The organism is Streptomyces sp. NPDC021019 (assembly GCF_044333295.1).
Classification (GTDB): domain Bacteria; phylum Actinomycetota; class Actinomycetes; order Streptomycetales; family Streptomycetaceae; genus Streptomyces.
This window is the reverse complement of the sequence record NZ_JBIRQR010000005.1, coordinates 352897-378861: the sequence shown is the minus strand read 5'-3', so window position 1 is coordinate 378861 and position 25965 is coordinate 352897. Positions and strand designations below refer to the sequence as shown.

Genomic DNA, 25965 nt, shown 5'->3' with positions numbered 1-25965 from the left:
CCTCTCGAAGATGCTTGCCGGGAATGGTTCGTGCCAGCATCGAGCACCTTTCCTGCCGACGGCTGGCCGGGGTCCTCGCTGTCATGGCATGGAGACGGGGCGGCAACTGGGGCCAGACAGATGTTGGGAGCTTTTCCCTCGCGTGATGCCCGAGGCGCCCGTGCGTCCGCAAGGCGGTGGACGTCGGAGGGCTGACGATCGCGGATTCCTGGCTGCGGTTCTTCTCGTTGCCACCTCTGGTTGCACATGGCGGCAGCCTCCACCCATGTTCGGAGCGTCATGGCAGACCGCCCACCTATCCGCTCCCGTCGCGGCCCGCGCCGCCGACGGCCCGGCAAGCTCCACGCCGACAAGGGCTACGACTACGACCACCTGCGCTGCTGGCTTCGTGGGCGAGGCATCCGCCATCGCATCGCGCGCAGGGGCATCGAGTCCTCACAGCGGCTCGGCCGACACCGATGGGTCTGAGACGATGTCCTAGGCGCCCGTGACGCCGTCGACGGCTTCGCGTATCAGGTCCGCGTGACCGTTGTGACGGGCATACTCCTCGATCATGTGGATCAGGATCCACCGCAGGGACACACTGTCCTCACCGAGGACGGCGGCGTTCTCTGCCGACAGTCTCCCGGAGGCGTCGAGCGGAGCGTCGGCGATCAGCTCACGGCTGCGTTCCACCTCCGTCCGCCAGGTCGCCAGCGCCTCCTCGAGAGTACGTTCCGGGTCGAGGGTGAATCCGAACCCGCCCTGGTCCCCGAACAGCAGGGCCACGTCCTCGCCGGCGAACACGCGGCTGAACCAGTTCCGCTCGATCTCCGCCAGGTGCTGGACCAGACCGATCATCGTCATGGACGAGGGCACTACGGCAGCCTTGCGCGCCTGCGTGTCGTCGAGGCCCGCGCACTTCAGCGCCAGGGTGGACCGGTGGAAGTCCAGCCAGGCCGTCAACATGGTGCGTTCGTCGGCGTGCGCGGGCGGGATCGGGCGTCCGTCGGGTGTGGTCGTCATGCACGGCACTTTGGCACACACCACTGACACCGGTCCCGGCCCACGTGGGTACGGCGTTCCGGCCGCCTCGTAAGCTGCGCGGATGAGCGATCAGAGGATGAGCGCGCCCGCGGCGGGCGGCGTCGGGGACGTGGCCGGCGCCGGAGTGCCCGCTCCAGGTGGGCAGCGTACGGGAAGGAGCGCCGGGGCGTCCGTACTCGCCACGCTCCGGGTTCTGCTGGTCGCCTGGGGGATCGCCGCCGGCAACACCGGACTCGCCTACGTCACGCTGGGTAGGGATTTCATCCCGATCGCGGCGGGCCTGCTCGGCTGTCTGGCCTTCGTGATCGTGCTGCGGCTGCTCCACCGGGCGTGGTGGCTCGCCGTGCTCTCCGTGGTCCCCGCGCTCTTCATCCTCGTCGGATCCGTCCAGTACGCCCCCGAGGCGGCGCTCGACCGACGTGGCGTCCGCGAGACCGTCACGATCACCGCGGACAGCGCGGCGGGAACAGCGAGCAGGAACCACCGGTTCACACTGGTCGGGCCGGGCGGTGAACTCGACGAGACCCTCGAACACCGGGGGAGCGACCCCGGTCACCGGGTGGGCGACCGCATCGAGATCCTCCGCGACCCGGAAGGCGCCGTCCCGCTGGAGGGCGCCGCGGACGTCGACCCCGAAGGCCGGCTCGGCGGCCTCGTCACGGGAGTCGCCGCATGGACGGGCATGACGTTGCTCGCGGGTTGGCGCGGCCATGTGCGCCGACGGGAGAACCGCCGGGCGTGGAGCGGCACGGTTTAGTGCTGTGGCCGGGAAGGTCTGCCGGGGCTGGACGGGCGAAACTCCGTACGGACGCCTCTGCTGACGGATAGCGTCGTGCACACGATGAGGGGGGTTCGTGATCATGGCAGAGCGTGCGGTTCCGCCTCGCGTGGTGGCCGCGGAGTGTGTCGCCTCCCAGTCGGGTTTCAAGAAGAGTTGCGTCCCTGAGGTGGGCAGGCTGCTCAGGCTGGCCGCTGCTGCGAAACCCCACGGAGTCATCGCGGAGAGCGGCACCGGCTCGGGCGTGGGCACCGCCTGGCTGCACAGTGGGCTTGGCGCCGGTGCCCGCCTGGTTACCGCGGAGCGTGACGAGGAGCTGGCCCGTCGAGCGGCAGGCGTCTTCGCGGACGACGACCGCGTCAGTGTCCTCACCGGGGACTGGCGGCTGCTTGAGCAGCACGCTCCCTTCGATGTCTTCTTCTGCGACGGCGGAGGCAAGCGTGAGGACCCCGAGGGGGTCGTCGAACTGCTTGCTCCGGGCGGTCTTCTCATCCTGGACGACTTCACCCCATCGCCCCATTGGCCACCTCGTTTCGGGGGCGAAGTGGATGAGCTCCGGCTGTTCTACCTCACTCATCCAGCCCTGGACGCCACTGAAGTGCTCACGACTCCCAACAGTTCGGCGGTTGTCGCGGCACGCCGCCGATGGCCAAGCAGGTGTGAACCGTTCCTGATCACGCCGAGGGCCTGTCTGCCGCCCCAGCGTGGGTAGGCGGCGAGTTCGCGGAGCGACCAGCGGGTGAAGGGCCGGCCTGGCTTGGCGGTACGGGTGGTGACCGTCCGGACGACGAAGTCCTCATCGTCAGAGGTGAGTCGCGGCCGTATCAGCCGTCCGGCTCCTCCTGCCCGGGCGCGGCCGGGGCAGGAGGAGCCGTGGAGTGTTGCGCGTTCTCGTGCGCGGCGACCGCCGTCGGCCCTGGCCGCTCCGCTGCCCGCGTCTTCTGGATGCGCGACGCGGGTCGACGGCTCCACCCACCGGTCAGTCACCGGAGGTGGTCAGCTGGTGCGGTTGTAGATCGCCGTACCGGGGCAGGCGGTCACACCCGAGCGGGTCGCGCACCCGGTGTACTGGCTGGAGCCGTTCCACCAGGCCCAGCCGCCGATGGTGCGGCCGTTGAGCCAGGTGTACTGGCCGTTGTAGTTGGCGTCGTACGTGCGCAGGCTCCAGTGCACGTGGGCTCCGGTCGCGGCCCCGCCGGCACAGGTGTCGGTGCCGATGGTGCCGAGCAGGGCGCTGCGGGCGATCGATGTTCCGTTGTAGTAGGTGGTGTTCCACATGTGGTAGTAGTCCGTCGAGAAGCCGCCGGGGTGGATCACTCTGGTCCAGCCGCCTCCGGCACCGCACATCGAGGTCGCCGTCCCCTCCCGGGACGAGCGGACCCGCCCGCTGGCGTTGCCTCCCGCGAAGTCGAGGCTGCTCCAGTAACCCGTCGAGCCGGTGTGGGAGTGTGCCCCGCCGGTGAGAGTCATGTAGTGGTCGGGCATCCAGGGAAGCAGCAATCCGTTGGTGTTGGCAGCGGTGGTCCCCACCGACGGTGTCTCCTGCCGCGGAGCCGCCTTGCGCTGGGCGTACGCCGTCATGGTCCGCCGCTCCGCCTTGCCGACCAGCGGAGACGTGGCCACGTGATCGGCGAACTCGCGGTCGCCCTCCAGGCCCGAGACCCACTGCCCGTCCTTGCGGTGAGCGATGTAGAGCCAGCCCTCCGGCTCGCCGTGGTGGGTGCGGGGTGCTTCGACGTACGCGACGCCACGGGCCCAGTCGGCCGAGACGGTACGGACATCGACGACCACCTTGCGGCTCTCATCGGCGAGTTTGGTGACGGCGGCCTTCGGGGGGAGGCCCTTGGCGTCGTGGGACCGGGAGAGGACGTCTGCGGAGACGGCGTCTATCAGCGCCTGTCGACCGGTGCCGAGGCGGTTGGCCACCGCGCGCGGCATCTTCACGGTGACATCGGGGGAAGGCGACTGGGCGGCGGTTGCCGCAGCTCCGGCAGGTGGTGCGGCCGAGTCGCGGAAGGCCGCCGTCGCCGAGGGCGCGGTGGCGAGCAGGCCGATGGCGGCGAGGGTGGCGACGGTGGTTCTCACGGACAGCTTGGAGAGCACGGGTGGTGTCCCTTCTGGACGAGAGGGGCCTGGCAGGTCGACAGGGGCGAGGGCGGGGTGGGACGCGCGCGGTCACGCCATGGGAGAGGAAGGGCCATAACGAAATGGCATGTCCGCACCAAAATCTATGCGCGTAGCATACGGGCCTGTCGGCCACCCGGACCAGACCGAGTGGCCAGGGAATCGGGCCGGATACCGCGCCGAACGATGGAGGTGGTGACCGTCCGGGCGGGGCTGTCCTGTCCCAGGAGAAGCCGCCACGAGTGCCGGGACCGGGCGCGTACCCCGGGCGGCGCCGTGTCGACGGGGCGAGGTGACGCCGTCGAGGGCCGGGGATGGGCGCGTTGCGGTGAGAGCGCGCCGCCCGCTTCCGCCTTCCCTGCCGGGCTGTCCCCAAGCCACTGCACCACACGCTCCGCTGCGGGCACGGCGCATGCGGGCACGGCGCATGCGGGCGCGGCGCAGAAACCCGATCCGCGGGCAGTCCTCGACGGGGAGCCCCGTGCGCGCAGCGCACCCCTGTACCGCGCCCCAACTCCTCTTCCGAGGGCGACAATTCGCGTTGTGGACATACCCGACTGGCTGCTCTGGCCCGCCCTCGGCGCGGCGTTCCTCCAGGTCCTCGCTCTCGTTCCCGGCATCCGCCGACTGCGCGGATCCGGCCCCGCAGTCCGGACCGGGGCGCGCCTGGACCTGCTGGACAGCATCGCCGGCCTGTTCCTCATCACCGGTCTGCTACTGAGCATGGCGGTCGGGGTGTCCTGGCTCTGGCTCCACCTCACCGGCTCGGCCCTTCTCACCCTCGTCTACGCGGCGAAGGGCCTGCGCCTGCTTCGTGCTCGCCGCGCCGCGGCCTGACCCCCTACACCGTCCTTCTCCGTCGCGTGTGAATCCCCAGCGCCTCTCGTGAGGGCATGGGCGCCCGGCTCGGCCTGGCCCGGCCACTCACCGTCCGCGGGAACGCCTGCCGCCGCAGACCGCTTCGCCCGGCCCTCGACGACCGCATCCGGCCGCGGACCGGCGATGAGAGTCTCCTTACCGTCGTCGAACCGCACCGCATCGGCTGAGGCCGACGTCCACCGTCCGGGAGCCGCGGTGCGCCCGGCGGCCCGTCCACGGGCGGCCGGGGAGTTGCCGGACCGGGCGGACCACATCGGGACGGCGGGACGGTGGACGCCCGGGAGAGCGTCCACCGGCTTCGGCCGTATGCGTGTGCGCCCGGTCAGGCGGCGGTGCCCACGACCAGATGGTCGCCGGGGATGCCGGCCTTGCCCGGCGCGTAGTAGTCCTTGATCCCGGCGACCCACGTCTCCACCCGGATCCGGTCCCCGTCGTTCGGCTCGAAGGCGTCGAACAGCGCGTCGATGTTCGCGGGCTCGAACCCGATGGCCGTCATCAGCGCCATGAACAGCGGGCGCTCGATCAGACCGTCGCCGTCCGGGTCGCCGAGGGCGGCCAGTGCCTCGGCGAACACCCCGACGGTGGCGTCGAACCGCTCCGGCGACAGCACGCAGGCGGTGAACTCCTCGAAGCTGACCTCGCCGTCGCCATCGGCGTCGAGCTCGGTGCGCAGCGTCGTCCAGTACCGCCGGAACGCCGCGCGCATCGCGTCCTGCGCCGCCCGGTCCGACGCGTGCGCCTCCCGGACGACGCGGTCGGCCATGAGGTCGAAGTCGTCCGCCTCCAGTACGCCGTTGGCGTTGGCGTCGAACAGGGAGAAGACGAGCGTGACCCGCCTGGTGGCCTCAATGCCCATGAATCGTCACCTTTCTCCACATGCCGCGTTCTCTCCGACCTCAGCCCGGTGCCCGGTCGGCCCACCCACTGTCCGCCGAGGGGCCGCATCCACGCCGAAAGCCGTGGTTCTTTCACCTGAAGGACGTAACTGACCTGCGTAAACGTCAAGTTGAAGCAGGGGGAGGGGCTCGTTGGATCCTGCGCGCCCCCGGCCTCTAGGCTGAGCCGATGCGCGCCCCGTCCGCCGCGAGCGGCCCCCGTACGAGACAGGTCCACCTTCCATGACCAGGGAGACCCGGACGCTGCCCGCGTTCGCTCCCGGTTCGGTGGACACCCCCTTCGTCATCGCCGGCTACGACGAGGTCGTCACCCACGACACGCTCTGGGACGCGCACTCCCATCCCTTCCACGAACTGCTCTGGAACGAGCGCGGCGCCTCCACAGCGGTGGTCGGCAGCCGGATCTGGACGATCACCCCGACCCTGGGCCTGTGGATGCCCGCAGGGACCCTGCACGCCGGATCGGCGACCGCCGGAACCTGGTTCCGGGCGAGCTTCTTCGGCTTCCGCGTCACCGAGTCGATCTCCGCCAGGCCGGTCGCCGTCGAGATCACCCCGCTGTTGCGCCTGCTGCTGGAACGGCTCGGCGAACCCGGCCTCACGGCCGCCTCGCGCGCCGCTACCGAGGCGCTGGTGCTCGACGTCCTCGTACCGTCACCCCGCGAACTGCTCGTGCGGATCCCGGCCTCCGGGCTGCTGCGTCCGATCGCCGACGCGGTGCGCGAGGACCCCGCCGACCGGCGGACGCTGGCGGACTGGGCCTCCGCCCTCGGCGTCAGCGCCCGCACGGTCACCCGGGCGTTCACCGCCGAGACGGGCACGAGCTTCGTGCGCTGGGTGGCGGCGGTCCGCGCCCAGCACGCCATCGGCCTGCTGGCCCGGGGATGGGACGTGGAGGCGGTGGCCGAACAGGTCGGCTACCGCTCGGCGAGCGCGTTCGGCGCCGCCTTCCGGCGTACGACGGGTCTCACCCCGGGGGCCTTCCGGCCGGAATGACCACCGGGCCCATGTCCGTATCGCTACAGGTCGTGTCCTAAACGGTTGATTGCGACAGGTGGGTCGGTTCTCATAAGGTTCGAAGGCAAGCCTTACCTAAGCCGATGACGCACGCGCCCCGCACCGAACCATGACGGCTGCACACGCCCGGACGTGCGAGAAGCGGCACCCCCGACATCCGGAAAGCCGGGTACACACCCATGTCTTCACACCGCCTCCGCCTGCTCGTCGTGGCGGCCGCCCTCGTCGGCGTCTCCGCCTGCGGCGGGACCACCGACGCCGGGAACAAGGACGACGAAAGCCGTTCCGGCGGGTTCCCCCTGACCGTCGAGCACGCCCTGGGCAAGACCACCATCCCGGCGAAGCCGCAGCGCGTCGCGACCGTCAACTGGGCCAACCACGAAGTGCCGCTCGCGCTCGGCGTCGTGCCCGTCGGCATGGCCGCGGCCAACTTCGGCGACGACAACGACGACGGCGTGCTGCCCTGGGTCGAGGAGAAGCTCGACGCGCTGAAGGCGAAGACGCCGGTGCTCTTCGACGAGACCGACGGCATCGACTTCGAGGCCGTGGCGGACACGAAGCCGGACGTCATCCTGGCCGCGTACTCGGGTCTGACCAAGAAGGACTACGAGACCCTCAGCGAGATCGCCCCTGTCGTCGCCTACCCGGACGCCGCCTGGGCGACGCCGTGGCGCGAGATCATCCGGACGAACAGCACGGCGATCGGGCTGGCCGACGAGGGCGAGAAGCTGATCAAGAAGCTCGACGGGGACATAGCGAAGACCGCCGCGAAGTACCCGCAGCTCAAGGGCAAGTCGGCGATGTTCATGACGCACGTCGACCCCAACGACGTCAGCCAGGTCGGCTTCTACACCGCCCACGACACCCGCACGCAGTTCTTCCAGGACCTCGGTATGAAGATCCCCGGATCCGTCGCGAAGGCGTCCGAGGGCACGAAGAAGTTCGCCCTCACCAAGAGCGCCGAGCAGGTCGACGCGTTCGACGACGTCGACATCATCACCGGCTACGGCGACGACACCGGCGAGTTGCTGAAGACGGTCACCAAGGACCCGCTGCTCTCGAAGATCCCCGCCGTCGAGCGCGGCTCCGTCTACCTCCTGCCCGGCACCAGCCCGCTGGCCACGGCGGCGAACCCGACGCCGCTGTCGATCAGCTACGTGCTGGACGATTACGCCGCCGCCCTCGCCAAGGCCGCGGACAAGGTCAAGTGACCGAGCACGACACCCGTACCCCGCCGGACGTCGTCACCAGGCGTCCGGCGGGCGTGCGCCTGCTGTGGGTCCTCCTCTCCGTGCTCGCCCTGGCCGCGGTCATGGTCGCGTCCATCGCCATCGGCTCCCGCGACGTCCCCTGGTCCGACGTCGTAGCGGCGCTCGGCGGCGCGGACGACACCCTGGGCCGGGCTGCGGCGACGAAGCGCATCCCCCGTACCGTCCTCGCTGTCGTCGTCGGCGCCGCACTCGGCCTGGCGGGCGGCGTGATGCAGGGCGTGACCCGCAACCCGCTGGCCGACCCGGGCATCCTCGGCGTGAACATGGGGGCGTCCCTCGCCGTCGTCACGGCGGTCGCGTTCTTCGGGCTCACCTCGCCGACCGGATACATCTGGACCGCCATCGTGGGCGCGGCTCTCGCCGCCCTCTTCGTGTACACCGTGGGAACCCTCGGCAGAGGAGGGGCGACCCCCCTCAAGCTGGCACTCGCCGGAGCCGCCACGTCCGCGGCCTTCGCCTCGCTCGTCAGCGCGGTCATCCTGCCGCGCAACGACATCGCCGGAAGCTTCAAGCTCTGGCAGATCGGCGGCGTAGGCGGCGCGTCCTTCGAACGCATCGGCCAGGTCATGCCCTTCCTCGCGGTCGGCTTCGCCGTCTGCCTGCTGTCGGCCCGCGCACTCAACTCGCTCGCACTGGGCGACGAGTTGGCGGCCGGACTCGGTGAACGCGTCGCCGTGGCGCGCGCCGTGGCCGCCCTCGGCGCCGTACTCCTCTGCGGCGCGGCCACCGCCGTCGCCGGGCCGATCGGCTTCGTCGGCCTCGTCGTCCCGCACACCTGCCGACTGCTCATCGGCGTCGATCACCGCTGGCTCCTGCCGCTCTCGGCCGTGCTCGGCGCGGCCCTGCTCACCGCCGCCGACGTCGTCGGCCGCATCGTGGCACGCCCCTCGGAGATCGACGTCGGCATCGTGACCGCGCTGATCGGGGCCCCCTTCTTCATCTACATCGTCCGCCGACAGAAGGTACGTGCCCTGTGAGCGCCCCCGTCCTCACCCGGCGGCCGTCCGTCGAGGCCGCCGCCCGCCGTCGCCTGCGCGGCGCCTCGCGCCGCCGCCGGGTCGTCCTGGCGCTGATGGTCCTCGTCCTCGCCGCGTTCGCGGTGACACTCATGGCGGGCCGGACCTTCTATCCGCCCGGAGACGTGTTCCGGGTGATCCTCGGGGAGCAGGTGCCGGGCGCGTCGTTCACGGTGGGCCGGCTGCGGCTGCCCCGCGCGGTCCTCGCCCTGGTGGCCGGGTTCAGCTTCGGCCTGGCCGGGGTCACCTTCCAGACGATGCTCCGCAACCCGCTCGCCAGCCCCGACATCATCGGCATCAGCTCCGGGGCGAGCGCCGCCGCGGCCATCGCCATCGTGACCCTGTCGCTCGGCGAGGTCCAGGTCTCCGTCCTCGCCATCGCCGCCGGCCTCGGGGTCGCCCTGCTGGTGTACTCGTTGGCGTTCAAGGGCGGCGTCGTCGGAACCCGGCTCATCCTGATCGGTATCGGGATCTCCGCGATGCTCGACAGCATCACCTCCTACGTCCTGTCCCGGGCCGCCGAATGGGACCTCCAGGAAGCGATGCGCTGGCTGACCGGCAGCCTCAACGGAGCCACCTGGGACCAAGTCGTCCCCGCCCTCGTCGCGGCGGCCGTCCTCACCCCGCTGCTGCTGGGCCAGGCCCGTGACCTCGCCGCGCTCCAGCTCGGCGACGACACCGCCTCCGCCCTCGGCGTACGGGTGGAGCGCACCCGGATCACGGTGATCGTCGCCGCCGTCGGGCTGATCGCCTTCGCCACGGCGGCGGCCGGCCCCATCGCGTTCGTGGCGTTCCTCTCCGGACCCATCGCGGCCCGGATCACCAGGGCGGGCGGCTCCCTGCTGGTGCCCGCCGGACTCGTCGGCTCGCTGCTCGTCCTCGTCGCCGACTTCACCGGCCAGTTCGCCTTCGGCGAGCGCTACCCGGTCGGCGTCGTCACCGGCGTGCTCGGAGCCCCCTACCTCGTCTACCTGATCATCCGCACCAACCGGGCGGGAGGCTCGCTATGACCACGCACCACCGACTGACCGCCGAAGGACTCACCCTCGCCTACGGCGACCGTACCGTCGTCGACTCCCTCGACCTGGCCGTACCGCCCGGCCGGATCACCGTGATCGTCGGGGCCAACGCCTGCGGCAAGTCGACGCTGCTGCGTTCCCTGTCCCGGCTGCTCGCCCCCCGGGCCGGCCGCGTCGTCCTGGACGGCAAGGAGGTGCACCGGCTCCCCGCCAAGGAGCTGGCCCGCACCCTCGGCCTGCTGCCGCAGTCGCCCGTCGCGCCCGAGGGCATCACCGTCTCCGACCTCGTCGGCCGCGGCCGCCACCCGCACCAGTCCGTCTTCTCCCGCTGGAACGAGAAGGACGACGCCGCCGTCGCCGCCGCGCTGGAGGCCACCCACACCGAGCCGCTCGCCGAGCGCGCGGTGGACGAACTCTCCGGCGGCCAGCGACAGCGCGTCTGGATCGCGATGGCCCTCGCCCAGCAGACCGACCTGCTGCTGCTCGACGAGCCGACCACCTTCCTCGACGCCAGCCACCAGATCGAGGTCCTGGACCTCCTGACCGACCTGAACCGCTCGCGCGGCACCACCATCGTGATGGTCCTGCACGACCTCAACCTCGCCGCCCGGTACGCGGACCACCTGATCGCCCTGGCAGGCGGCGGACTCCACGCGTCCGGGACCCCCGCGGAGGTGCTCACGGAGGAGACCGTACGGGCGGTGTTCGACCTCGACAGCCGCATCATCGAGGACCCCGTGTCGGGCCGGCCCCTGATGCTCCCGATCGGCCGCCATCACGTCCTGGACCGGGCCGAGGCGATGGCCGCCGGGGAGGCGACCGCGTGAACGCGGGGGCGCACGCCCCCTGATCGGCTGACTGCTTTATGTCACTGACATGTTTCGGAGAGTGACGGGGCACACAGGGTAGGTCGGGCGCCGGGCCCCGGTCCGGCACTCGCCCTTTTCCTCGAAGCGGTCATTGGGAGAACCTCGGTGGAGAACACCTCGGTCCAGAGCTCGGTGCAGAGCAACGAAACCGTCCGGAACTGTCCTTTCGACTACGCCCAGCAGCTGGAGTTCGATCCCCAGCTCAGGCAACTGCTGACCGAGGAGCCGGTGTCCCGCATCCGTATGGCGTACGGAGAGGGCGAGGCCTGGTTGGTCACCCGCTACGAGGACGTCCGGACGGTCACCACCGACCGGCGGTTCAGTCGCAGCGCCGTCCTCGGCCGCGACTTCCCCCGGATGACGCCGGAGCCGATCGTGCAGGCGGAGTCCATCAACCTCATGGACCCGCCCGCCAGCAGTCGGCTGCGGGGCCTGGTCGCCAAGAGCTTCACCCCGCGCCGTGTCGAGCAGATGCGCGGCGGGACCCAGCGCGTGGTGGACCGGCTGCTGGACGAGATGGAGGAGGAGGGCGCGCCGGCCGACCTCGTCGCCCGGGTCTCCGCGCCGCTGCCGCTGATCACCATCTGCGAGGCGCTCGACATCCCCGAGGCCGACCGCCCCTGGCTCCGTGCCCACGCCATGACCATGATGAACGTCGGGGCCGCGGGCAAGGAGGACGCGGTACGCGCCAAGGCGGAGCTGCGCGGCTACTTCCAGGAGCTGACCGCGGAGCGGCGCCTCTCCCCGGGCGAGGACCTCATCAGCACCCTGGCCACCGCCCGGGACGGCGACGAGCTGCTGGACGACGACGAGCTGGCCGTCATGGCGATGGTGCTGCTCATCACCGGCCAGGACACCACGACCTACCAACTCGGCAACATCGCCTACACCCTGCTCACCCGCCCGGACCTCATGCGGTCCCTCCGGGCCGAACCGCGGCGGCTGCCCCGCACCCTGGAGGAGATGCTGCGCCACATCCCCTTCCGCAAGGGTGTCGGCATCCCGCGCATCGCGCTGGAGGACGTTGAGCTCTCCGGAGTCCTCATCAAGGCGGGTGACGTGGTGCACGTGTCCTACCTGACGGCCAACCGGGACTCCGCCAAGTTCGACCGTCCCGACGAGCTGGATCCCGACCGGCCGACCATCCCCCACATGACGTTCGGCTGGGGCGCCCACCACTGCCTGGGCGCACCGCTGGCCACCATGGAACTGGAAGTGGCCTTCTCCACGCTGCTGACCCGCTTCCCGGCCCTGCGTCTGGACGTGCCGCCCGCGGACGTCTCGTGGAACACGACGTCCATCTGGCGTTACCCGCTCGCCCTGCCCGTCACATGGTGACGTGAGCCTTCGCTCCAGAGAACGAGGAGAACCCATGGCGACCCTGTGCCGACCGGCCATCGCTGTGCCCGAGCACGTCATCACGATGCAGCAGACCCTCGACCTGGCCCGGGAGACCCACGCCGGGCACCCGCAGCGCGAGCTCGTCCTGAGGCTCATCAAGAACACCGGCGTCCAGACGCGGCACCTCGTGCAGCCCATCGAGAAGACCCTGCGGCACCCCGGTTTCGAGGCGCGCAACCAGGTGTACGAGGCCGAGGCCAAGACCCGGGTCCCCGAAGTCGTCCGGCAGGCGCTCGCCAACGCCGACACCGACCCGTCCGAGATCGATCTGATCGTCTACGTCTCCTGCACGGGCTTCATGATGCCCTCGCTGACCGCGTGGATCATCAACAGCATGGGCTTCAGACCCGAGACCCGCCAACTGCCCATCGCCCAGCTCGGCTGCGCGGCGGGCGGCGCGGCGATCAACCGCGCACACGACTTCTGCCTGGCCTACCCCGAGTCCAACGTCCTCATCGTCTCCTGCGAGTTCTGCTCGCTGTGCTACCAGCCCACCGACATCGGGGTCGGCTCGCTGCTCTCCAACGGGCTCTTCGGCGACGCCGTCTCCGCGGCCGTCGTACGGGGACAGGGCGGCACCGGCATGCGCCTGGAGCGCAACGGCTCCCACCTGGTGCCCGACACCGAGGACTGGATCTCCTACGCCGTCCGCGACACCGGGTTCCACTTCCAGCTGGACAAGCGCGTCCCCGGCACCATGGAGATGCTCGCCCCGGTGCTCCTGGACCTGGTCGACCTGCACGGCTGGTCCGTCCCGAACATGGACTTCTTCATCGTCCACGCGGGCGGACCGCGCATCCTGGACGACCTCTGCCACTTCCTGCACCTGCCGCCCGAGATGTTCCGCTACAGCCGGGCCACCCTCACCGAACGCGGCAACATCGCCAGCTCCGTCGTCTTCGACGCGCTGGCGCGGCTCTTCGAGGACGGTGGAGCCGCCGAGTCCGCGCAGGGGCTCATCGCCGGCTTCGGACCCGGCATCACCGCCGAAGTGGCTGTGGGCAGTTGGGCCAAGGACGACCTCCGCGCGGACGTCGGACACGACCTCGACGAGCTGGAGCTGACCGCGGGCGTTGCGCTGTCCGGCTGAACCCGCTAAGGCGACCGACGGGCGGGGACGAAGGAACGGGTGTTCGCGTTTCGCGGACGCGCTTGCTCCGTGACCGGATCCCCACCCCTAGGAGAACGCATGCGCCTGCCCGCCCGATGGGCCACGGCCGCCCTGCTGCTGATCGCACCGCTGATCGGCGCACCCGCCACGGCCTCGGCCGACAGCGGACCGGAAGGGGTTCTGGTGGAGCAGTCCGCCCGGGCCGTACCCGGGCAGTACATCGTCACCCTGAAGCCCGAACTCTCGGCGGACACCGTCCTGCGGGAGTTCGGGCTCGACCCGTTGTTCACGTACGGAAAGGCTCTGCACGGCTTCGCCGCCTCGCTCACCGCCACCGAACTCCAAGCGGTCCGTACCGTTCCCGGTGTCCTCGCCGTGGAGGAGAACGCCGAGGTGACCGTCCCCGCACCCACCGCCGCGAACCTGCTGCGGGCGCCCGCAGCAGGCTGGGGCACCGACCGCATCGACCAGCGCGCCCTGCCGCTGGACGACACCTTCACCACCACGGCCACCGGCAAGGGCGTGAAGGCGTACGTCGTCGACACCGGGATCGATGCCGCGCACAGTGAGTTCGGCGGCCGGGTCGTGAACGGGTACGACGCCGTCGGCGACGGCCGCGCCGGCATGGACTGCAACGGACACGGCACGCACGTGGCGGGTACGGTCGGCGGCACGGTGTCGGGCGTCGCGAAGGACGCCTCGCTGGTCAACGTACGCGTCCTCGACTGCGAGGGCCGGGGCACCTGGGCCGGCATCCTCGCCGGGTTCGACTGGGTCGCCAAGGACACCGAGCGCAGCGGTGACCCCGCCGTGCTGAACGCCTCGCTCGGGGGCGACCGCTCCACGGCGGTCGACGCGGCGGTCGAGGCGGTCGCCGACGCGGGCGTGCTGCCCGTCGTGGCCGCGGGCAACGACAACCGGGACGCCTGTGACGTCTCCCCGGCCGCCGCGGACGGCGTGCTCACCGTCGGGGCGAGTGACCGGCAGGACCGGCAGACCTCCTTCAGTAACTGGGGCTCCTGTCTCTCGCTCTACGCCCCAGGCGCCGACATCGTCTCCGCCCGCCTCGGCGGCGGCACCGTCTCGCTGAACGGCACCTCCATGGCCAGCCCGCACGTCGCGGGCGTCGCGGCGCTCTACAAGGAGGAGAACCCCTCGGCCTCTCCCGCCGCCGTCTCCGGGTGGCTGACGGACACGGCCACCCCGGACGCGCTCTCCGCTCTCGGTCAGGGCTCGCCCGACCTGCTGCTGTACACCGGCGGCCTCTGACGGCCCGTCGGGCGGTCGGAAGGACGGCTCGTCCGCAGGGCGGGGAGCGGTGACCGCGCGATGGAATCCGCTCCTGGCCCTGCCATCCGGCTGTTGTCGGAACGGTGGACGGTCTCGCATGTCCCCGCAACTCTCTGACGAGAAAACACAAATCAGCTATGTCGTGGCGAACGCCATCGGCAACAGCGCCTCCATCAGGGGTGGGCGGCAGTTGTCCGAACACCCTGACCGTGCAGCTCGGCTCCAGCGCCGACACCGCGAACGTCGTCGTCGAGCTCGACCCCGACCACAGCTGGGGCGCGTACCCGACGCAGTGAGGTCCTCGGCCGGGAGCAGAGCCCCTCGTACTTCAACTCCCTGTCGACCGCCGAGGATTACGCCTTCAGTCCGGCCTCGGGCAGCACGGTGACCATCCCGGTCTTCGCGCACGTCGCGGACGTCCAGCTGAAGTTCACCGCCACCAGCGGCTCCGGAGCCGGGCAGGTCGCGGAGTTCCAGGTCCTGGCCCTCCGGCGGCCGACCCTGACCTCCAGGTCACCGGCATCGCTGCCGCACCGGTCGAGACGGAGGGGGAGGGGTCGCGATCACGGGCCAGGGGCGCCTCTCGACGACAGAGAGGCGCCCCTTTTGCGTGCACATCTTGCATGGATAAGTCAATTGTTTGCGCTGCTTGCGCTAGTCTTGCGGCATGACGCGACGACTTGCTCAGGTTGCCAAGAAGGTTGGGGTCAGCGAGGCCACGGTGAGCCGGGTGCTCAACGGCAAGCCCGGGGTGTCCCGGACCACCCGGCAGTCCGTGCTGACCGCCCTGGACGTCCTCGGCTACGAGCGGCCCACCCAACTGCGGGGCGAGCGCGCCCGGCTCGTCGGCCTCGTCCTGCCCGAACTGCAGAACCCGATCTTCCCCGCCTTCGCCGAGGTGATCGGCGGCTCCCTCGCCCAGCAGGGGCTCACCTCCGTGCTGTGCACCCAGACCAAGGGCGGAGTCTCCGAAGCGGACTACGTGGACCTTTTGCTCCAGCAGCAGGTCTCCGGGGTGGTCTTCGCCGGCGGTCTCTTCGCGCAGGCCGACGAGGCCCATGAGCACTACCACCGGCTCGCCCAACGCCGCATCCCCGTCGTGCTGATCAACGCCCCCATAGAAGGGCTGGACTTCCCCTGCGTCTCCTGCGACGACGCCGTCGCGATCGAGCGGGCCTGGCGCCACCTGGCCTCCCTCGGCCACGAGCGCATCGGCGTGGTGATGGGCCCCTCGGACCATGTGCCCTCCCGCCGCAAGCTCGCGGCCGCCCGGTCCGTCGCGGCGGCCACCGGCGGGGAGCTGGCCGAGGAGCACGTCGAGCGCTCGATGTTCTCCCTGGAGGGCGGGCAGGCCGCGGCCTCCCGGCTGCTGGAGCGCGGAGTCACCGGCATCGTCTGCGCCAGCGATCCGCTGGCCCTCGGCGCGGTGCGGGCGGCCCGCAGGCGCGGCCTCGGGGTGCCGTCGGAGATCTCGGTCGTCGGCTATGACGACTCGGCGTTCCTGAACTGCACCGACCCCCCGCTCACCACGATCCGTCAGCCCATCGAGGCCATGGGCCGGGCCGCCGTCGAACTGCTCTGCGCCGGCATCCAGGGCGGGTCGGTCCCCCCGGACGAGCTGCTGTTCGAGCCCGAGCTGGTGGTACGGGGCTCCACCGCGAAGGCGCCCCGCTGACCCCGGGATCGCGGCGCCGTCGCGGCTGCGGCACAGTGGGCACATGGACGACCTCAACGCACTCGCCGAGGAACACCTGACCGCGGCCCGCGCCTCCGCGCACGGCCGCAGCGCCCACCTCCTGCTCCAGCAGCACCCCTTGCGGCAGACGGTGATCGCCCTCACCGAGGGAACGGCGCTCGACGAGCACAACGCGCCGCCCGCGGCCTCGCTCCTGGTGCTGCGCGGCAGCGTCCGTCTCACCGCCGCCTCCGGGGACGCCGAGCTGCCGTCCGGGACCCTGCACCCGATCCCGCGGGAACGGCATGGGCTGCTGGCGCTCCAGGACGCGGTGGTCCTGCTCACGGCCGTCAACGACTGATCCGGCCGGGGCGCGCGGTCCGGGGTGGGTGTGCTTCGGCCGCGACGTGGCAGGAGAGGATCGAGTGGAGTCACCGCGTCCGGAAACGGACAGGTCACGCCGCTCGCCGCGTCCGTCCACGTCCCCGGAGTACCAGCTTGTCCCCCCAGACCACGTCCGCCGCGGAAAGCACCGCCCCCGCCGCCCTGCCCCGCCGCTGGGGCGCCGCTCTGCGGCGTACTCCGGTCTCGCTGTGGAACGACGACGTCACCGACTGGGCCGCCGCCCTGACGTACTACGCCATCCTCGCCCTGCTCCCGGCGCTCCTGGTCACCGTCTCCGTGATCGGGCTGGCCAACCCCGACGCGACCGGCGCCCTGATCGCCGACATCACCGCGTTCGCGCCGGCCGAGTCCGGCGAGGCGTTGCGCAGGCCGTTGGAGGCGGCGACCGAACAGCGCTCCGCCGTCCGGCTGCTCGTCGCCACCGGGTCCGTGAGTGCCGTGTGGTCCGCGTGCAGCTATCTCGCGGTCTTCCGCCGGGCGATGCACGCCATGCACGGCGTCCGGGACACGCGCCCGCCCCTGCGACAGGCACACATCATCGTCGTCTCCGCGATCGGCCTGCTCCTCCTGCTGATGACCAGTGCCTTCGCCCTCGTCATGACCGGTCCGGTGGCCCGCTGGCTGGGCCGCCGCATCGGCCTGCCGCACGAGGGGGAGACCCTGTGGGCGACGCTGAAGTGGCCGCTTCTGGTCTTCCTCGTGGCCTGCCTGATCATGGTCCTCTTCAGTACCGGGCCCCGCTCCGCGCGCGGTGTCCGCCGGGGCTTGCCCGGGGGGATCCTCGCCGCTTTCTGCTGGCTCACCGCGTCGGCGCTGTTCGCTCTCTACGCGACCCAGGTCGGCAGTTACAGCAGGCTGTACGGATCGCTCGCCGGGCTCGTCGTCTTCCTCATCTGGGTCTGGTTCGCCAACCTCTCGCTGCTGGCCGGAGCCCAGTTCAACGTGGAGCTGCGGCGGCCCGAGCCGGAGCGGGGGGCCGGCGCCCACGGCGGGGAGCCCGTCACGGCCGCAGAACGATCCTGACCGGGTCGCCCTCCTTGGTCTCCATCCTTCGCACGGCCGCCGCCGCGTCCTCCAGGGGCAGGACGTCGGTGATCGACCGGGAGAAGTCCAGCCGGCCGCCCTCGGCGAGCCGGACGAGCTGTTCCACATGGTGCCCCTCCGATCCGTAGTGGCCCAGGACGCGGTGCTGGAGGTAGCTGAACAGGGTGGGGCGGGCGACGGTCAACGGCTGGTCGGTCAACCCCACCAGCACCAGCCGTCCCTTCGGGGCCAGCGTGGTCAGTGCCTGTTCGCGGGCCGCGGAGACCCCGGCGAAGTCGAACGCCGCCACCAGGCCCACGCCGCCCGTCGCCCCGAGGACCTTCTCGCGGACCAGTGGATCGGCGGGGTCCAGCGCCAGGTCGGCCCCGAACTCCAGGGCCCGCCGCCGGGCCGCCGGAGCGGGGTCCACCACGACGACCGGATGCGCGCCCACCGCCCGCAGCAACTGCACGGCGTGCGCGCCGAGACCGCCCGCGCCCCAGACGCCCACGGCCTCCGCCGCCCGGACGTCACCGGTGGCGGTCACCGCCGCCCAGGGCGTCGAGACCGCGTCCGGGATGATCGCCGCCTGCTCGAAGGGGAGGGCACCGGGCAGGGCGACGAGGGTCGAGGCGGTGGCGAGGGCGTACTCGGCCCAGCCGCCGTCGTAGTCGACGCCACGGGTGTGCGTCCGGCCCCGGCGCTGCTCGCCCGCCTGGAGCACCACCCTGGTGCCGGGCGACCAGCCGGTGACGTCCGGACCCGGCTCCGCCACGGTCCCGGCCACCTCGTGGCCCAGGGTGACCGTGTCCCCCTCCAGATACAGCGGGCTCAGCGTGCCGTCGACGAGGTGCACGTCGGAGAGGCAGACCCCCGCCGCCTCGACCTTCACCAGCACTTCGCCGGGACCGGGCACGGGCCTGTCCACCTCCTCCAGGGCGAGGGTGCGGCTGGGCAGGTGCAGACGCGCTGCGCGCATGCGTTCCATGACGGGTCCTTACGGTTCGGATCGGCGGCCTATCGCAAGTCGCCTTGCTTTGAAACGTAGGCCTGGCCTGCCGGTAAAGCAAGTAGCCTCGCGATACGGTTCGGGGGTGACCACGGAGAAGAGCCCCGCGCCGCTGCGCCGCCGGGGCGAACGCATGCGGCAGGCCGTCCTGGCGGCCACCGTCGACCTGCTCGCGTCGGAAGGGCTCACCGGCACCACGGTCGCCGCGGTGGCCAGGGCGGCGGGAGTGCACGAGACCTCTGTGTACCGCCGGTGGAAGACCCGCGAGAACCTGCTGCTGGACGCCCTCGGCTCGCACGCCGACGCGGCGCTGCCCGAGCCCGACACGGGGGACGTGCGCCAGGACCTGACCGAGTTGATGTCGGCGGTCTCGGACTATCTCGCCTCGCCGCAGGGCGCGGCCCTGCTCCACCTCGGCGCCTCCCCCGACGCGGGGTCCGTCGAGGCGGAACGTCTGCCGTACTGGGACGCCCGGCTGGAGCGGGGCGAGGACATCGTGCGGCGCGGTGTCGAGCGTGGCGAACTGGCCCCGGACACCGACGCCCGGCTGGTGGCGGAGATCCTGGCGGGGCCGTTGTTCGCCCGGGTCCTGCTGACCGGGGTGCCGCTGGACAGGGGGCTCGCGCGCCGGATCGTGGACCTGACGCTCGACGGTGCGCGCCCCCGCGACAGACGCGTCGCCCACGGCTGACACCCCCCGAGAGGCGTTACGGATGCGGCCGTGCCCGGGTGCGCCGTGATGCCCCGAGGGGCCGCCGGGTCAGCGCCTGTCGCGGTATCCGGCGACGATCGGCATCGTCTCGCGCAGCACCCGTACGCCGTCGTTGTCGGCGTCACCCAGCCGGTGACCCTTCCATGTCTCCGTCGCGCTGGAGAACCGGCTGATCCGCCGGCAGTGGTCCCCGCACGCGGAGCGGTACGCCATGATCGTGTAGTGGTTGCCGTCCTCGGTGATCCAGCCGGTGTTGTACGGACGGTTGCGGCTCACGCTCATCGAACCGTCCGTGTTGCCCGCCAGTGTCGTGCGGTCGTGGGCGAGGCCCAGATTGTGGCCGATCTCGTGGCTCGCCGAATGCAGGCGGATGCCGTCGACCTCGACGACCGCGTAGGCGTACTCGTCCGTGGAGCCGTCGAGTACGGGCGTGTAGTCCGCGGTGCCGCCGCCCCGCTCCTCCCGGTCCACGACGAGCGTGACCAGATCGGCGCCGTATCGCGCCCGCTGCTCGTGCACCTGGCGTCCGAGCCCCACGGAGTGGTCCTTGAGGGTGGAGTGCGCGGCATGGAACTCCTCCGAGCCCGCGTAGTCGGTCGCCGTGTACGGGTGGACGACCCGGATGGCGCCGCAGAGCCCGCCCGCCGCCAGGGACCGGTTCATCCGCGTCGCGATCTCCTGGGCCGATGAGGGAACCCGATGCTCGCCGCCGGCCCGCTTCGCCGCCTTGGGTGTGAAGACGGCCAGCACGTCGACCACGGGACACGCCGCCGCCCTCGACGCTCCCGCCGCCGGACGTGTCGCGGCCCCTGCCGCGGCCGGGGCTTCCGCCGGGGCCGCACTGAGCGATGCGCCGACGCCGACGGCCAGGGCTGCCTTCAAAAGGGTCGCGCGCATGGGGAGTTGACTCCGTCCGAAAGGGGGCGGCGGGTGTGCCGCCCGATGGCTGAGGGTTCCTCATTTCTAACACTCCGTGACGAAGGTTGCCCGCCGTCCCCGAACTCGGTTGACGGCCGTTTGTTCCCTGGCCGGAGGGGTGTGGCAGCGAGGAGGTGGGCAGGTACACGTGTGCGAACTCGCACGAAGGGAACGGCAGTCGGTGGCAGAGGGGCGTGTGTGACGTGACGGAGCAGAGCGAATGGCGGTTCTCCGACGACCGGGGGCAGCAGTCGACGGCGCCCCGGCCGCCCGGGCGGGTGCTGGCCTACGTCCAGGCCGGGGCCACTCTGTGGGACCTCGGAATCCGGCCGGTGGGGATCTTCGGCTCCGACCACGACGGACCTGACCCCGACAGGGCGAAGACCGGGACCCTGCCGCTGGGCGAGGTCGCGTACGTCGGTGCGGGAGCGGCCCTGGACGTCGAGCGGCTGCTGAGCGCCGGACCGGACCTCGTGGTGGCCGTCAGCTACGGCGGCGGCCATGTCTACGGGCTGCCCCCCGAGACGGCCAAGCCTTTGGAGGAGAGGGTTCCGGTGGTCGTCCTCGACGTCAGCCAGGCCCGTACGTTCGGTGAGATCGGCGGGCGGTTCGCCGAACTGGCCCGCTCGCTCGGCGCCACGGCCCGGCCGGACGCCGGCCGGGACCTCGACGCCGCCCGGGAGCGGCTGCGCTCCGTGGCCGCCAGCACGTCCGCCGAAGCGCCGCGGGTGCTCGCCCTCTCTCCGGCCGGCCCGGACCGGGCGCATGTCGCGCGCCCCGGTATGTGGCCCGAGCTGCGGGTGCTCACCGAACTGGGCGTCCAGGTCGTGGAGCCGGCCGAGGGCCCGGGGGCCAACTGGTCCACGCTCGACCGCTCCGACACCTTCGCGCTGCGCCCCGAGGTGATCCTGACCGACATCCGCGCCCACGCGGCCCCGCTGGAGGAGCTGCGGGGGAGTGAGGGCGTGTCGACGCCCGTCGTCCCGTGGAACCCCGAGCCCCTCTACGGGCCCCGCGACCACGCCCGGTTCCTGGGCCTGGTCGCGGACGCCCTGGAGGCGGCGCGGGCGAGCTGAGCCGGAGGGCTGTCACCGGGCGGCGGATGAGGGGTGCGGCTACCGGCGTACCCGGGAGTGCCGGGCGTGGCTACGGGGCCGGGACGAGGCCGTCGGCGACCAGGCCGGTCAGCACGGCGTCGCCCAGTGCCTGGACGGCGGACTGCGGGCGGACCATCACGGTGAACTCCTTGATCCGTCCGTCGCCGTCCAGATGCAGCAGGTCGATGCCGTGGATCTCCCGGCCGCCGACCGTCGCACGGAAGAGCAGGACCGCCGACGGGGCCTCGGTCCCGTCGGCGCTCGTCTGCGAGGCGCCCGCGAACTCACCGACGTATCGGAAGTCCTCGAAGGTGCGCAGCAGGACCCCGAAGAGACCCAGCACCATCGGCCTGCCCTCGAACGGGGTGAACTTCACCGGGCTGTAGAGCCGGATGTCCTCGGTGAACAGATCGTCCAGGGCGTCGAGGTCGCGACGGTCGACGGCGGCGCGGAAACGGTCCACTGCGGTGGTCATGTGTCCTCCAGGAATGAGACGCGTCCTCGCCCAGGGGCACGCGGCGAGCTGGCATAGTCATGAAAGTGACTAGTCACTTTCATGACTATCATGAAGGCCGGTGTTCCGGACAGGGGTGGGCGGGGATGCGCCCGGCCCCGGTGGAGAGGGAGACGGTCCGATGGCGTTGCGCCACGCGGTGCTGGCGGCACTGCTCGACGAGGAGCTGAGTGGCTACCAGGTGACGAAGGCGTTCGCGACGGGCGTCGCGAACTTCTGGCACGCCCTGCCGCAGCAGGTCTACGCGGAGCTGGCCAAGCTGGAGAAGGAGGGGCTGGTCGTCGGCCGCGAGGTCGTCCAGGAGGCGCGTCCCAACAAACGGCTGTTCCACGTCACCGGCGAGGGGCTGGCCGAGCTGGAGAACTTCGCGTCCGCCGCCGCCAAGCCCTCGTTCCTGCGGGAGGACCTGCTGGTCCTGGTCCAGGCCGCCGACCACCTCGACACCGACGCGCTGATCGAGCGGCTCACCGAGCGGTACGCGTTCGCCGAGGCCAAGGCCACGCTGTTCGAGGAGCAGCTGCGCACGATGCGCGGGGAGCGCGGCGAGGCGGAGTTCCTGCTCCACGGCCCGCGCGTCGGTCCGTACCTCACCTGCCGACGGGGGCGGGACTTCGAACGGGCCAACCGTGACTGGTGCCGGGACGTCGTGGAGGTTCTCCGGGCGCGGCGGGAGGCCGGCGCACCCGGGTCCTGAGGGGCGTCGCTCGGGGGCCTCGCAAGTTTCCAAAAAATATTCTGCAAAAATACTTTGGGAAAGTGTCCCTGTCGTCCTACGCTGATGTCATGGACAGCGAAGACGGTCGCCGCGTACTCGATCCGGCGCAGGACGGGGCCGCCCTGAAGGCCCTCACCCACCCCCTGCGCCTCACCCTGCTCGGACTGCTGCGGCAGCACGGCCCGGCCACCGCCAGCGAGCTCGCGGCCAGGACGGGGGAGTCCTCGGCCTCCACCAGCTACCACCTGAGGGTGCTCGCCAAATACGCGTTCGTCACCGAGGCCGAACACCGCGACAGCCGGGAGCGGCGCTGGAAGTCCGTGCACGACATCACCTCGGTGAGCAACGAGGCGATGCACCGCAGCCCCGGTGGCAGCACGATCCTCAGCGTCCTGCGCCGTCGGCAGGTCGAGCACCTCCAGCGGTCCCTGGACCGCCACGAGGCGGACCTGGAGAGCGGCCGGCTGGGAAGGGAATGGCAGGAGCCGTCGACCCTCGACGACCGGATATCCCGGCTGACCCCGGAGTCCCTCGCCGAGCTGTGGGAGGTGGTCTGGGCGAAGGCCGACGAACTGACCGCCCGCGACGCCGGGAACCCCCGGGCCGAGCAGGTCGTCCTGTTCGCCGTCGGGCTGCCGCTGGCCCCGGAGCCGGTGGGCGGTCAGAAACAGGCGGACGCCCCCGCCGGACCCGGTGCCCCGGACGCCGGAGCCCCGGACGTCCACGCTGCCGGAGACGCCTCATGACCGGCGCGCCGGTCGTCGCCCTCCCCGTGCCGGGGCACGGGCCGGACGAGGCGACCGCGCGCCGCCGCTTCGTCACGGCCTCCTTCCTCTTCTGGCTCCCCATCGGCATGTCCATCGCGACGGGAGTGCTCCTCTTCACCGAACGGGGCATGGGCCTCGCCGCCATCGCCGGCTTCTACGCCGTTCACTCCCTCACGGCCGCCGCGATGGAACTGCCCACCGGCGGCCTCTCCGACGTCATCGGACGACGCCCCGTCCTGGCCATCGCCGGGCTGCTCAACCTGACCGCCTTCACCCTCATCGGCCTCGGTGCGGCCGGCTGGGCCATCGCTCTCGGCATGGGGCTGATGGGCCTGGCCCGCGCCCTGTCCAGCGGTCCCGCCGAGGCCTGGTACGTCGACACCGTCCACGCCCACGCGGGACCCGGCGCCGATCTGCGTACGGGGCTGGCGCGCGGCGGCTCCGCGACCTCGGCCGCCCTCGCGCTCGGCACCCTGCTCGGCGGCGGGCTGCCCTGGCTGCTCGGCCTCGTCCCAGGCCTGGCGGAAGGGCTGGCCGACGCGACCGGCGGGCTCGTGATCCTGCTGTCCGTGCCCGCCCTGCTCGGCGCGCTGGTCGAGGTCGTCTTCGTGCTCTACGTGCTGAGCGCCCTGACCGAACCGCCCCGGCCCCGGACCGGTGTGCGGGGCGTCGTGGGCGGAGTCCCCGCCGCCATCGCCGCCGGTCTCCGGCTCGGCGCCCGGGACGCCCTGATCCGGCGCATCCTGCTGACCGCCAGCGCCGCGGGCGCCGCGCTCGCGGCCCTCGAACTGCTCACCCCCGGCCGGGCCGCCGCCCTCATGGGAACGGCCGAGTCCGGGGCCCTGGTCTTCGCGGGGCTCGCCTGCACCGGATACCTCTGCCACGCCCTGGGCAGTCAACTCGCCCCGCTCGTCGCCCGGTTCGCCGGCGGCAGTGAGCGCGCGGTGCTCGCAAGCCTCGGCCTGGTGACGCTGGGCCTGACCCTGCTCGGCCTCACCGCGCGCTCGATGAGCCCCCTCGCCACGGCGACCGCCGTCACCGGCTACGGACTGGTGTACCTGGGCCTCGGAGCCGCGGGCCCCAACGAGAACGACCTGCTGCACCGCCGGGTCGACGCCTCGGGCCGGGCCACCGCCCTCTCCGTCCAGTCGCTCTCCCTGCAACTGGTCGCCGCCGGCGCCGGACTGGCCGCCGGCACCCTGCCGCCGGGCCCGCTGCCCTGGCTGTCGGCCGCCACCGCCGTGCTGGCCGCAGCCCTCCTCTGGCTCCGCCGGGCCGCCCCCGCGAAGCCGCTCCTCCGGCCGGATCGGCGCGGCACTGACGAGCTTTCCCCGGAGAGCACGCCGTCTTCGCCGACCACCGCGCAGGCGAGCGGCGGCACCGCCGGACAACTCCCCGACACGGCAACACAGGAGACCCGCCCTCATGCCCGACCGCTTTGATCCGCTGGTCATCGGCGAATGCGTCGCCGACGTCGTCCGGCTGCCGGAGGAGCCCGACCGCGTCCACCCGGGCGGCAGCCCCGCGAACGTCGCGTACGGCCTGGCCCGCCTCGGCCACGACACCACCCTCCTCACCCAGCTGGGACCGGACGCCCACGGGAGGCTCATCCGGGACCACCTGGCCGCCGCCGGCGTCGAGGTCCGCACCGACGACGCCACCGGCCCCACCCCGTCGGCGGCCGTCACCCTCGACGGCCACGGGCACGCCACGTACGCCTTCGAGGTGGCCTGGGCCCTGGGTCCGGTGGTGCTCGACCGGGCGCCGCTCCACGTGCACACCGGCTCGATCGCGGCCGTCGTCGAGCCCGGGGCCGCGACGGTCCTGGCCGTCGTGGAGTCGTTGCGGGCCGGCGCCACCGTCAGCTACGACCCCAACATGCGGCCCGAGTTGATGGGAGAGCGCGCCCGGGCCCTGACCCGCGTCGAACGCTGCGTCGCGCTGAGCGACGTGGTGAAGGCCAGCGACGAGGACCTGCGGTGGCTGTACCCGGACGAGGAGCCGGAGCAGGTGGCCGAGCGGTGGCTCGGCGCCGGCCCCGCACTCGTCCTCGTCACCCGGGGCGGGGCGGGCGCGTTCGCCCTGTTCGCCGGCGGCCGTGCCGTCGCCGAAGCGCTGCCGGTCGACGTCGTCGACACCGTCGGCGCGGGCGACGCGTTCATGTCGGGGACGCTCCACGCCCTCGCCGCGTACGGCCTCCTCGGCCCCGACGCCCGCGACCGGCTGCACACCGTGGACCGGGGCACCGTCACCGACGTCCTGCGCCACGCGGTCGCCTCCGCCGCCGTGACCGTCTCCCGGGCCGGGGCCAACCCGCCCGGCGCGGACGAGCTCCGCGAGGCGCTCGCCACCATCTGACGCCACGTCATGACCCGTTCGGCGCAGTCGAACGCACCCTCGTCAGACGTTCCGCCGTTCGTCAACCGGATGCAG

26 protein-coding genes and 3 pseudogenes are annotated in these 25965 nt (G+C 71.9%); 23 read left to right on the top strand and 6 right to left on the bottom strand.

All coding sequences use genetic code 11. The annotated features are described in order from the left end of the window. Window positions 1-10: 10 nt before the first annotated feature. Together ACH4RG_RS26765 and ACH4RG_RS26760 are read left to right on the top strand one after the other, a co-directional pair. A pseudogene (locus tag ACH4RG_RS26765) lies at window positions 11-235 on the top strand (hypothetical protein); the annotation flags it as partial. 56 nt (window positions 236-291) lie between these two features. Further along, window positions 292-465 (top strand): annotated as a pseudogene (locus ACH4RG_RS26760) (IS5/IS1182 family transposase); the annotation flags it as partial. Window positions 466-477: 12 nt separating this feature from the next. On the opposite strand, the gene ACH4RG_RS26755 reads toward ACH4RG_RS26760, so the two are convergent. Beyond that, on the bottom strand, window positions 478-1005 hold the full coding sequence (locus ACH4RG_RS26755) for a DinB family protein (protein ID WP_398540374.1): 528 nt from the start codon (window positions 1003-1005) through the stop codon (window positions 478-480). Window positions 1006-1087: 82 nt separating this feature from the next. On the opposite strand from ACH4RG_RS26755, the gene ACH4RG_RS26750 reads away from it, so the two are divergent. Beyond that, the gene (locus ACH4RG_RS26750; RefSeq protein ID WP_397924498.1) at window positions 1088-1783 is read left to right on the top strand and encodes a hypothetical protein; all 696 of its coding nucleotides are present in this window, start codon (window positions 1088-1090) and stop codon (window positions 1781-1783) included. 97 nt (window positions 1784-1880) lie between these two features. Further along, a complete protein-coding gene (locus tag ACH4RG_RS26745) occupies window positions 1881-2516 on the top strand; it encodes an O-methyltransferase (RefSeq protein WP_397931688.1) in 636 nt (211 codons plus the stop codon). A 284-nt stretch (window positions 2517-2800) separates the two neighbouring features. Here the strand turns inward: ACH4RG_RS26745 and ACH4RG_RS26740 are convergent, their stop codons facing one another. Further along, window positions 2801-3907 carry a M23 family metallopeptidase gene (locus ACH4RG_RS26740; RefSeq protein WP_397924502.1) on the bottom strand — a complete coding sequence of 369 codons (1107 nt, stop codon included), beginning with the start codon at window positions 3905-3907 and terminating at the stop codon, window positions 2801-2803. Between the two features lie 564 nt (window positions 3908-4471). Here ACH4RG_RS26740 and ACH4RG_RS26735 point away from each other — a divergent pair. Further along, window positions 4472-4765: a hypothetical protein gene (locus ACH4RG_RS26735; protein WP_397924504.1), complete on the top strand. Its 294-nt coding sequence runs from the start codon at window positions 4472-4474 to the stop codon at window positions 4763-4765. Window positions 4766-5129: 364 nt separating this feature from the next. Here ACH4RG_RS26735 and ACH4RG_RS26730 read toward each other — a convergent pair whose 3' ends face one another. After that, window positions 5130-5663, bottom strand: coding sequence for an EF-hand domain-containing protein (locus ACH4RG_RS26730; protein WP_397924507.1), 534 nt, complete (start codon window positions 5661-5663; stop codon window positions 5130-5132). 262 nt (window positions 5664-5925) lie between these two features. On the opposite strand from ACH4RG_RS26730, the gene ACH4RG_RS26725 reads away from it, so the two are divergent. The 12 genes and pseudogenes from ACH4RG_RS26725 (at window position 5926) to ACH4RG_RS26670 (ending at window position 17800) form a co-directional block, all read left to right on the top strand. After that, entirely contained in the window at window positions 5926-6699 is a 774-nt protein-coding gene (locus tag ACH4RG_RS26725) for an AraC family transcriptional regulator (RefSeq protein WP_398540373.1), read from the top strand. A 200-nt stretch (window positions 6700-6899) separates the two neighbouring features. Continuing rightward, window positions 6900-7931, top strand: a complete 1032-nt coding sequence (locus ACH4RG_RS26720; protein WP_397924511.1) for an iron-siderophore ABC transporter substrate-binding protein — start codon at window positions 6900-6902, stop codon at window positions 7929-7931. Further along, window positions 7928-8968 carry a FecCD family ABC transporter permease gene (locus tag ACH4RG_RS26715; protein WP_397931693.1) on the top strand — a complete coding sequence of 347 codons (1041 nt, stop codon included), beginning with the start codon at window positions 7928-7930 and terminating at the stop codon, window positions 8966-8968. The genes ACH4RG_RS26720 and ACH4RG_RS26715 overlap by 4 nt, the downstream gene beginning before the upstream one ends. After that, entirely contained in the window at window positions 8965-10017 is a 1053-nt protein-coding gene (locus tag ACH4RG_RS26710; RefSeq protein ID WP_398540372.1) for a FecCD family ABC transporter permease, read from the top strand. Before ACH4RG_RS26715 ends, ACH4RG_RS26710 begins: the two co-directional genes overlap by 4 nt. Then, complete coding sequence (locus ACH4RG_RS26705; RefSeq protein WP_397924518.1) at window positions 10014-10853, top strand: ABC transporter ATP-binding protein; 840 nt, start codon at window positions 10014-10016, stop codon at window positions 10851-10853. Before ACH4RG_RS26710 ends, ACH4RG_RS26705 begins: the two co-directional genes overlap by 4 nt. A 147-nt stretch (window positions 10854-11000) precedes the next feature. Continuing rightward, complete coding sequence (locus ACH4RG_RS26700; RefSeq protein WP_397924521.1) at window positions 11001-12233, top strand: cytochrome P450; 1233 nt, start codon at window positions 11001-11003, stop codon at window positions 12231-12233. A 1-nt stretch (window position 12234) separates the two neighbouring features. Further along, the gene (locus ACH4RG_RS26695) at window positions 12235-13386 is read left to right on the top strand and encodes a type III polyketide synthase (protein ID WP_398540371.1); all 1152 of its coding nucleotides are present in this window, start codon (window positions 12235-12237) and stop codon (window positions 13384-13386) included. 99 nt (window positions 13387-13485) lie between these two features. Further along, the gene (locus tag ACH4RG_RS26690) at window positions 13486-14676 is read left to right on the top strand and encodes a S8 family peptidase (RefSeq protein ID WP_397924526.1); all 1191 of its coding nucleotides are present in this window, start codon (window positions 13486-13488) and stop codon (window positions 14674-14676) included. Window positions 14677-14873: 197 nt separating this feature from the next. Next, a pseudogene (locus tag ACH4RG_RS26685) lies at window positions 14874-15245 on the top strand (hypothetical protein); the annotation flags it as partial. A gap of 119 nt (window positions 15246-15364) precedes the next feature. Then, entirely contained in the window at window positions 15365-16372 is a 1008-nt protein-coding gene (locus tag ACH4RG_RS26680; protein WP_398540370.1) for a LacI family DNA-binding transcriptional regulator, read from the top strand. 43 nt (window positions 16373-16415) lie between these two features. Next, on the top strand, window positions 16416-16733 hold the full coding sequence (locus ACH4RG_RS26675) for a cupin (protein ID WP_397924530.1): 318 nt from the start codon (window positions 16416-16418) through the stop codon (window positions 16731-16733). A 137-nt stretch (window positions 16734-16870) separates the two neighbouring features. Continuing rightward, window positions 16871-17800 carry a YihY/virulence factor BrkB family protein gene (locus ACH4RG_RS26670; protein WP_397924532.1) on the top strand — a complete coding sequence of 310 codons (930 nt, stop codon included), beginning with the start codon at window positions 16871-16873 and terminating at the stop codon, window positions 17798-17800. Here the strand turns inward: ACH4RG_RS26670 and ACH4RG_RS26665 are convergent. Beyond that, on the bottom strand, window positions 17778-18788 hold the full coding sequence (locus tag ACH4RG_RS26665) for a zinc-binding dehydrogenase (RefSeq protein WP_398540369.1): 1011 nt from the start codon (window positions 18786-18788) through the stop codon (window positions 17778-17780). The two genes, ACH4RG_RS26670 and ACH4RG_RS26665, sit on opposite strands and share 23 nt — an antisense overlap. Window positions 18789-18894: 106 nt before the next feature. On the opposite strand from ACH4RG_RS26665, the gene ACH4RG_RS26660 reads away from it, so the two are divergent. Continuing rightward, a complete protein-coding gene (locus tag ACH4RG_RS26660) occupies window positions 18895-19500 on the top strand; it encodes a TetR-like C-terminal domain-containing protein (protein ID WP_398540368.1) in 606 nt (201 codons plus the stop codon). Window positions 19501-19569: 69 nt separating this feature from the next. Here ACH4RG_RS26660 and ACH4RG_RS26655 read toward each other — a convergent pair whose 3' ends face one another. Next, a complete protein-coding gene (locus ACH4RG_RS26655) occupies window positions 19570-20418 on the bottom strand; it encodes a M12 family metallo-peptidase (RefSeq protein WP_398540367.1) in 849 nt (282 codons plus the stop codon). Between the two features lie 224 nt (window positions 20419-20642). Between ACH4RG_RS26655 and ACH4RG_RS26650 the strand changes: the two genes are divergently transcribed. Continuing rightward, complete coding sequence (locus ACH4RG_RS26650) at window positions 20643-21515, top strand: ABC transporter substrate-binding protein (RefSeq protein WP_398540366.1); 873 nt, start codon at window positions 20643-20645, stop codon at window positions 21513-21515. A 70-nt stretch (window positions 21516-21585) separates the two neighbouring features. Here ACH4RG_RS26650 and ACH4RG_RS26645 read toward each other — a convergent pair whose 3' ends face one another. Next, the gene (locus ACH4RG_RS26645; RefSeq protein ID WP_397924542.1) at window positions 21586-22011 is read right to left on the bottom strand and encodes a nuclear transport factor 2 family protein; all 426 of its coding nucleotides are present in this window, start codon (window positions 22009-22011) and stop codon (window positions 21586-21588) included. A 160-nt stretch (window positions 22012-22171) separates the two neighbouring features. Between ACH4RG_RS26645 and ACH4RG_RS26640 the strand changes: the two genes are divergently transcribed. The 4 genes from ACH4RG_RS26640 to ACH4RG_RS26625 all read left to right on the top strand — a co-directional run bounded on the left by ACH4RG_RS26640 (window position 22172) and on the right by ACH4RG_RS26625 (window position 25890). Further along, window positions 22172-22744 (top strand): PadR family transcriptional regulator, encoded by a 573-nt coding sequence (locus tag ACH4RG_RS26640; protein WP_397924544.1) that lies wholly within the window; start codon window positions 22172-22174, stop codon window positions 22742-22744. An 89-nt stretch (window positions 22745-22833) separates the two neighbouring features. Then, complete coding sequence (locus ACH4RG_RS26635) at window positions 22834-23511, top strand: helix-turn-helix domain-containing protein (RefSeq protein ID WP_398540365.1); 678 nt, start codon at window positions 22834-22836, stop codon at window positions 23509-23511. Continuing rightward, window positions 23508-24974 carry an MFS transporter gene (locus ACH4RG_RS26630; protein ID WP_398540364.1) on the top strand — a complete coding sequence of 489 codons (1467 nt, stop codon included), beginning with the start codon at window positions 23508-23510 and terminating at the stop codon, window positions 24972-24974. Before ACH4RG_RS26635 ends, ACH4RG_RS26630 begins: the two co-directional genes overlap by 4 nt. Next, window positions 24958-25890: a carbohydrate kinase gene (locus ACH4RG_RS26625; RefSeq protein WP_398540363.1), complete on the top strand. Its 933-nt coding sequence runs from the start codon at window positions 24958-24960 to the stop codon at window positions 25888-25890. The genes ACH4RG_RS26630 and ACH4RG_RS26625 overlap by 17 nt, the downstream gene beginning before the upstream one ends. The last annotated feature ends 75 nt before the right edge of the window (window positions 25891-25965 follow it).

Bases quoted from the DNA above. Each gene is read 5' to 3' on its own strand.
- ACH4RG_RS26755 (WP_398540374.1), bottom strand. From the start codon at position 1,005: ATGACGACCACACCCGACGGACGCCCGATCCCGCCCGCGCACGCCGAC.
- ACH4RG_RS26750 (WP_397924498.1), top strand. From the start codon at position 1,088: ATGAGCGATCAGAGGATGAGCGCGCCCGCGGCGGGCGGCGTCGGGGAC.
- ACH4RG_RS26730 (WP_397924507.1), bottom strand. From the start codon at position 5,663: ATGGGCATTGAGGCCACCAGGCGGGTCACGCTCGTCTTCTCCCTGTTC.
- ACH4RG_RS26725 (WP_398540373.1), top strand. From the start codon at position 5,926: ATGACCAGGGAGACCCGGACGCTGCCCGCGTTCGCTCCCGGTTCGGTG.
- ACH4RG_RS26720 (WP_397924511.1), top strand. From the start codon at position 6,900: ATGTCTTCACACCGCCTCCGCCTGCTCGTCGTGGCGGCCGCCCTCGTC.
- ACH4RG_RS26705 (WP_397924518.1), top strand. From the start codon at position 10,014: ATGACCACGCACCACCGACTGACCGCCGAAGGACTCACCCTCGCCTAC.
- ACH4RG_RS26690 (WP_397924526.1), top strand. From the start codon at position 13,486: ATGCGCCTGCCCGCCCGATGGGCCACGGCCGCCCTGCTGCTGATCGCA.
- ACH4RG_RS26680 (WP_398540370.1), top strand. From the start codon at position 15,365: ATGACGCGACGACTTGCTCAGGTTGCCAAGAAGGTTGGGGTCAGCGAG.
- ACH4RG_RS26675 (WP_397924530.1), top strand. From the start codon at position 16,416: ATGGACGACCTCAACGCACTCGCCGAGGAACACCTGACCGCGGCCCGC.
- ACH4RG_RS26665 (WP_398540369.1), bottom strand. From the start codon at position 18,788: ATGGAACGCATGCGCGCAGCGCGTCTGCACCTGCCCAGCCGCACCCTC.
- ACH4RG_RS26655 (WP_398540367.1), bottom strand. From the start codon at position 20,418: ATGCGCGCGACCCTTTTGAAGGCAGCCCTGGCCGTCGGCGTCGGCGCA.
- ACH4RG_RS26645 (WP_397924542.1), bottom strand. From the start codon at position 22,011: ATGACCACCGCAGTGGACCGTTTCCGCGCCGCCGTCGACCGTCGCGAC.
- ACH4RG_RS26640 (WP_397924544.1), top strand. From the start codon at position 22,172: ATGGCGTTGCGCCACGCGGTGCTGGCGGCACTGCTCGACGAGGAGCTG.
- ACH4RG_RS26635 (WP_398540365.1), top strand. From the start codon at position 22,834: ATGGACAGCGAAGACGGTCGCCGCGTACTCGATCCGGCGCAGGACGGG.
- ACH4RG_RS26630 (WP_398540364.1), top strand. From the start codon at position 23,508: ATGACCGGCGCGCCGGTCGTCGCCCTCCCCGTGCCGGGGCACGGGCCG.
- ACH4RG_RS26625 (WP_398540363.1), top strand. From the start codon at position 24,958: ATGCCCGACCGCTTTGATCCGCTGGTCATCGGCGAATGCGTCGCCGAC.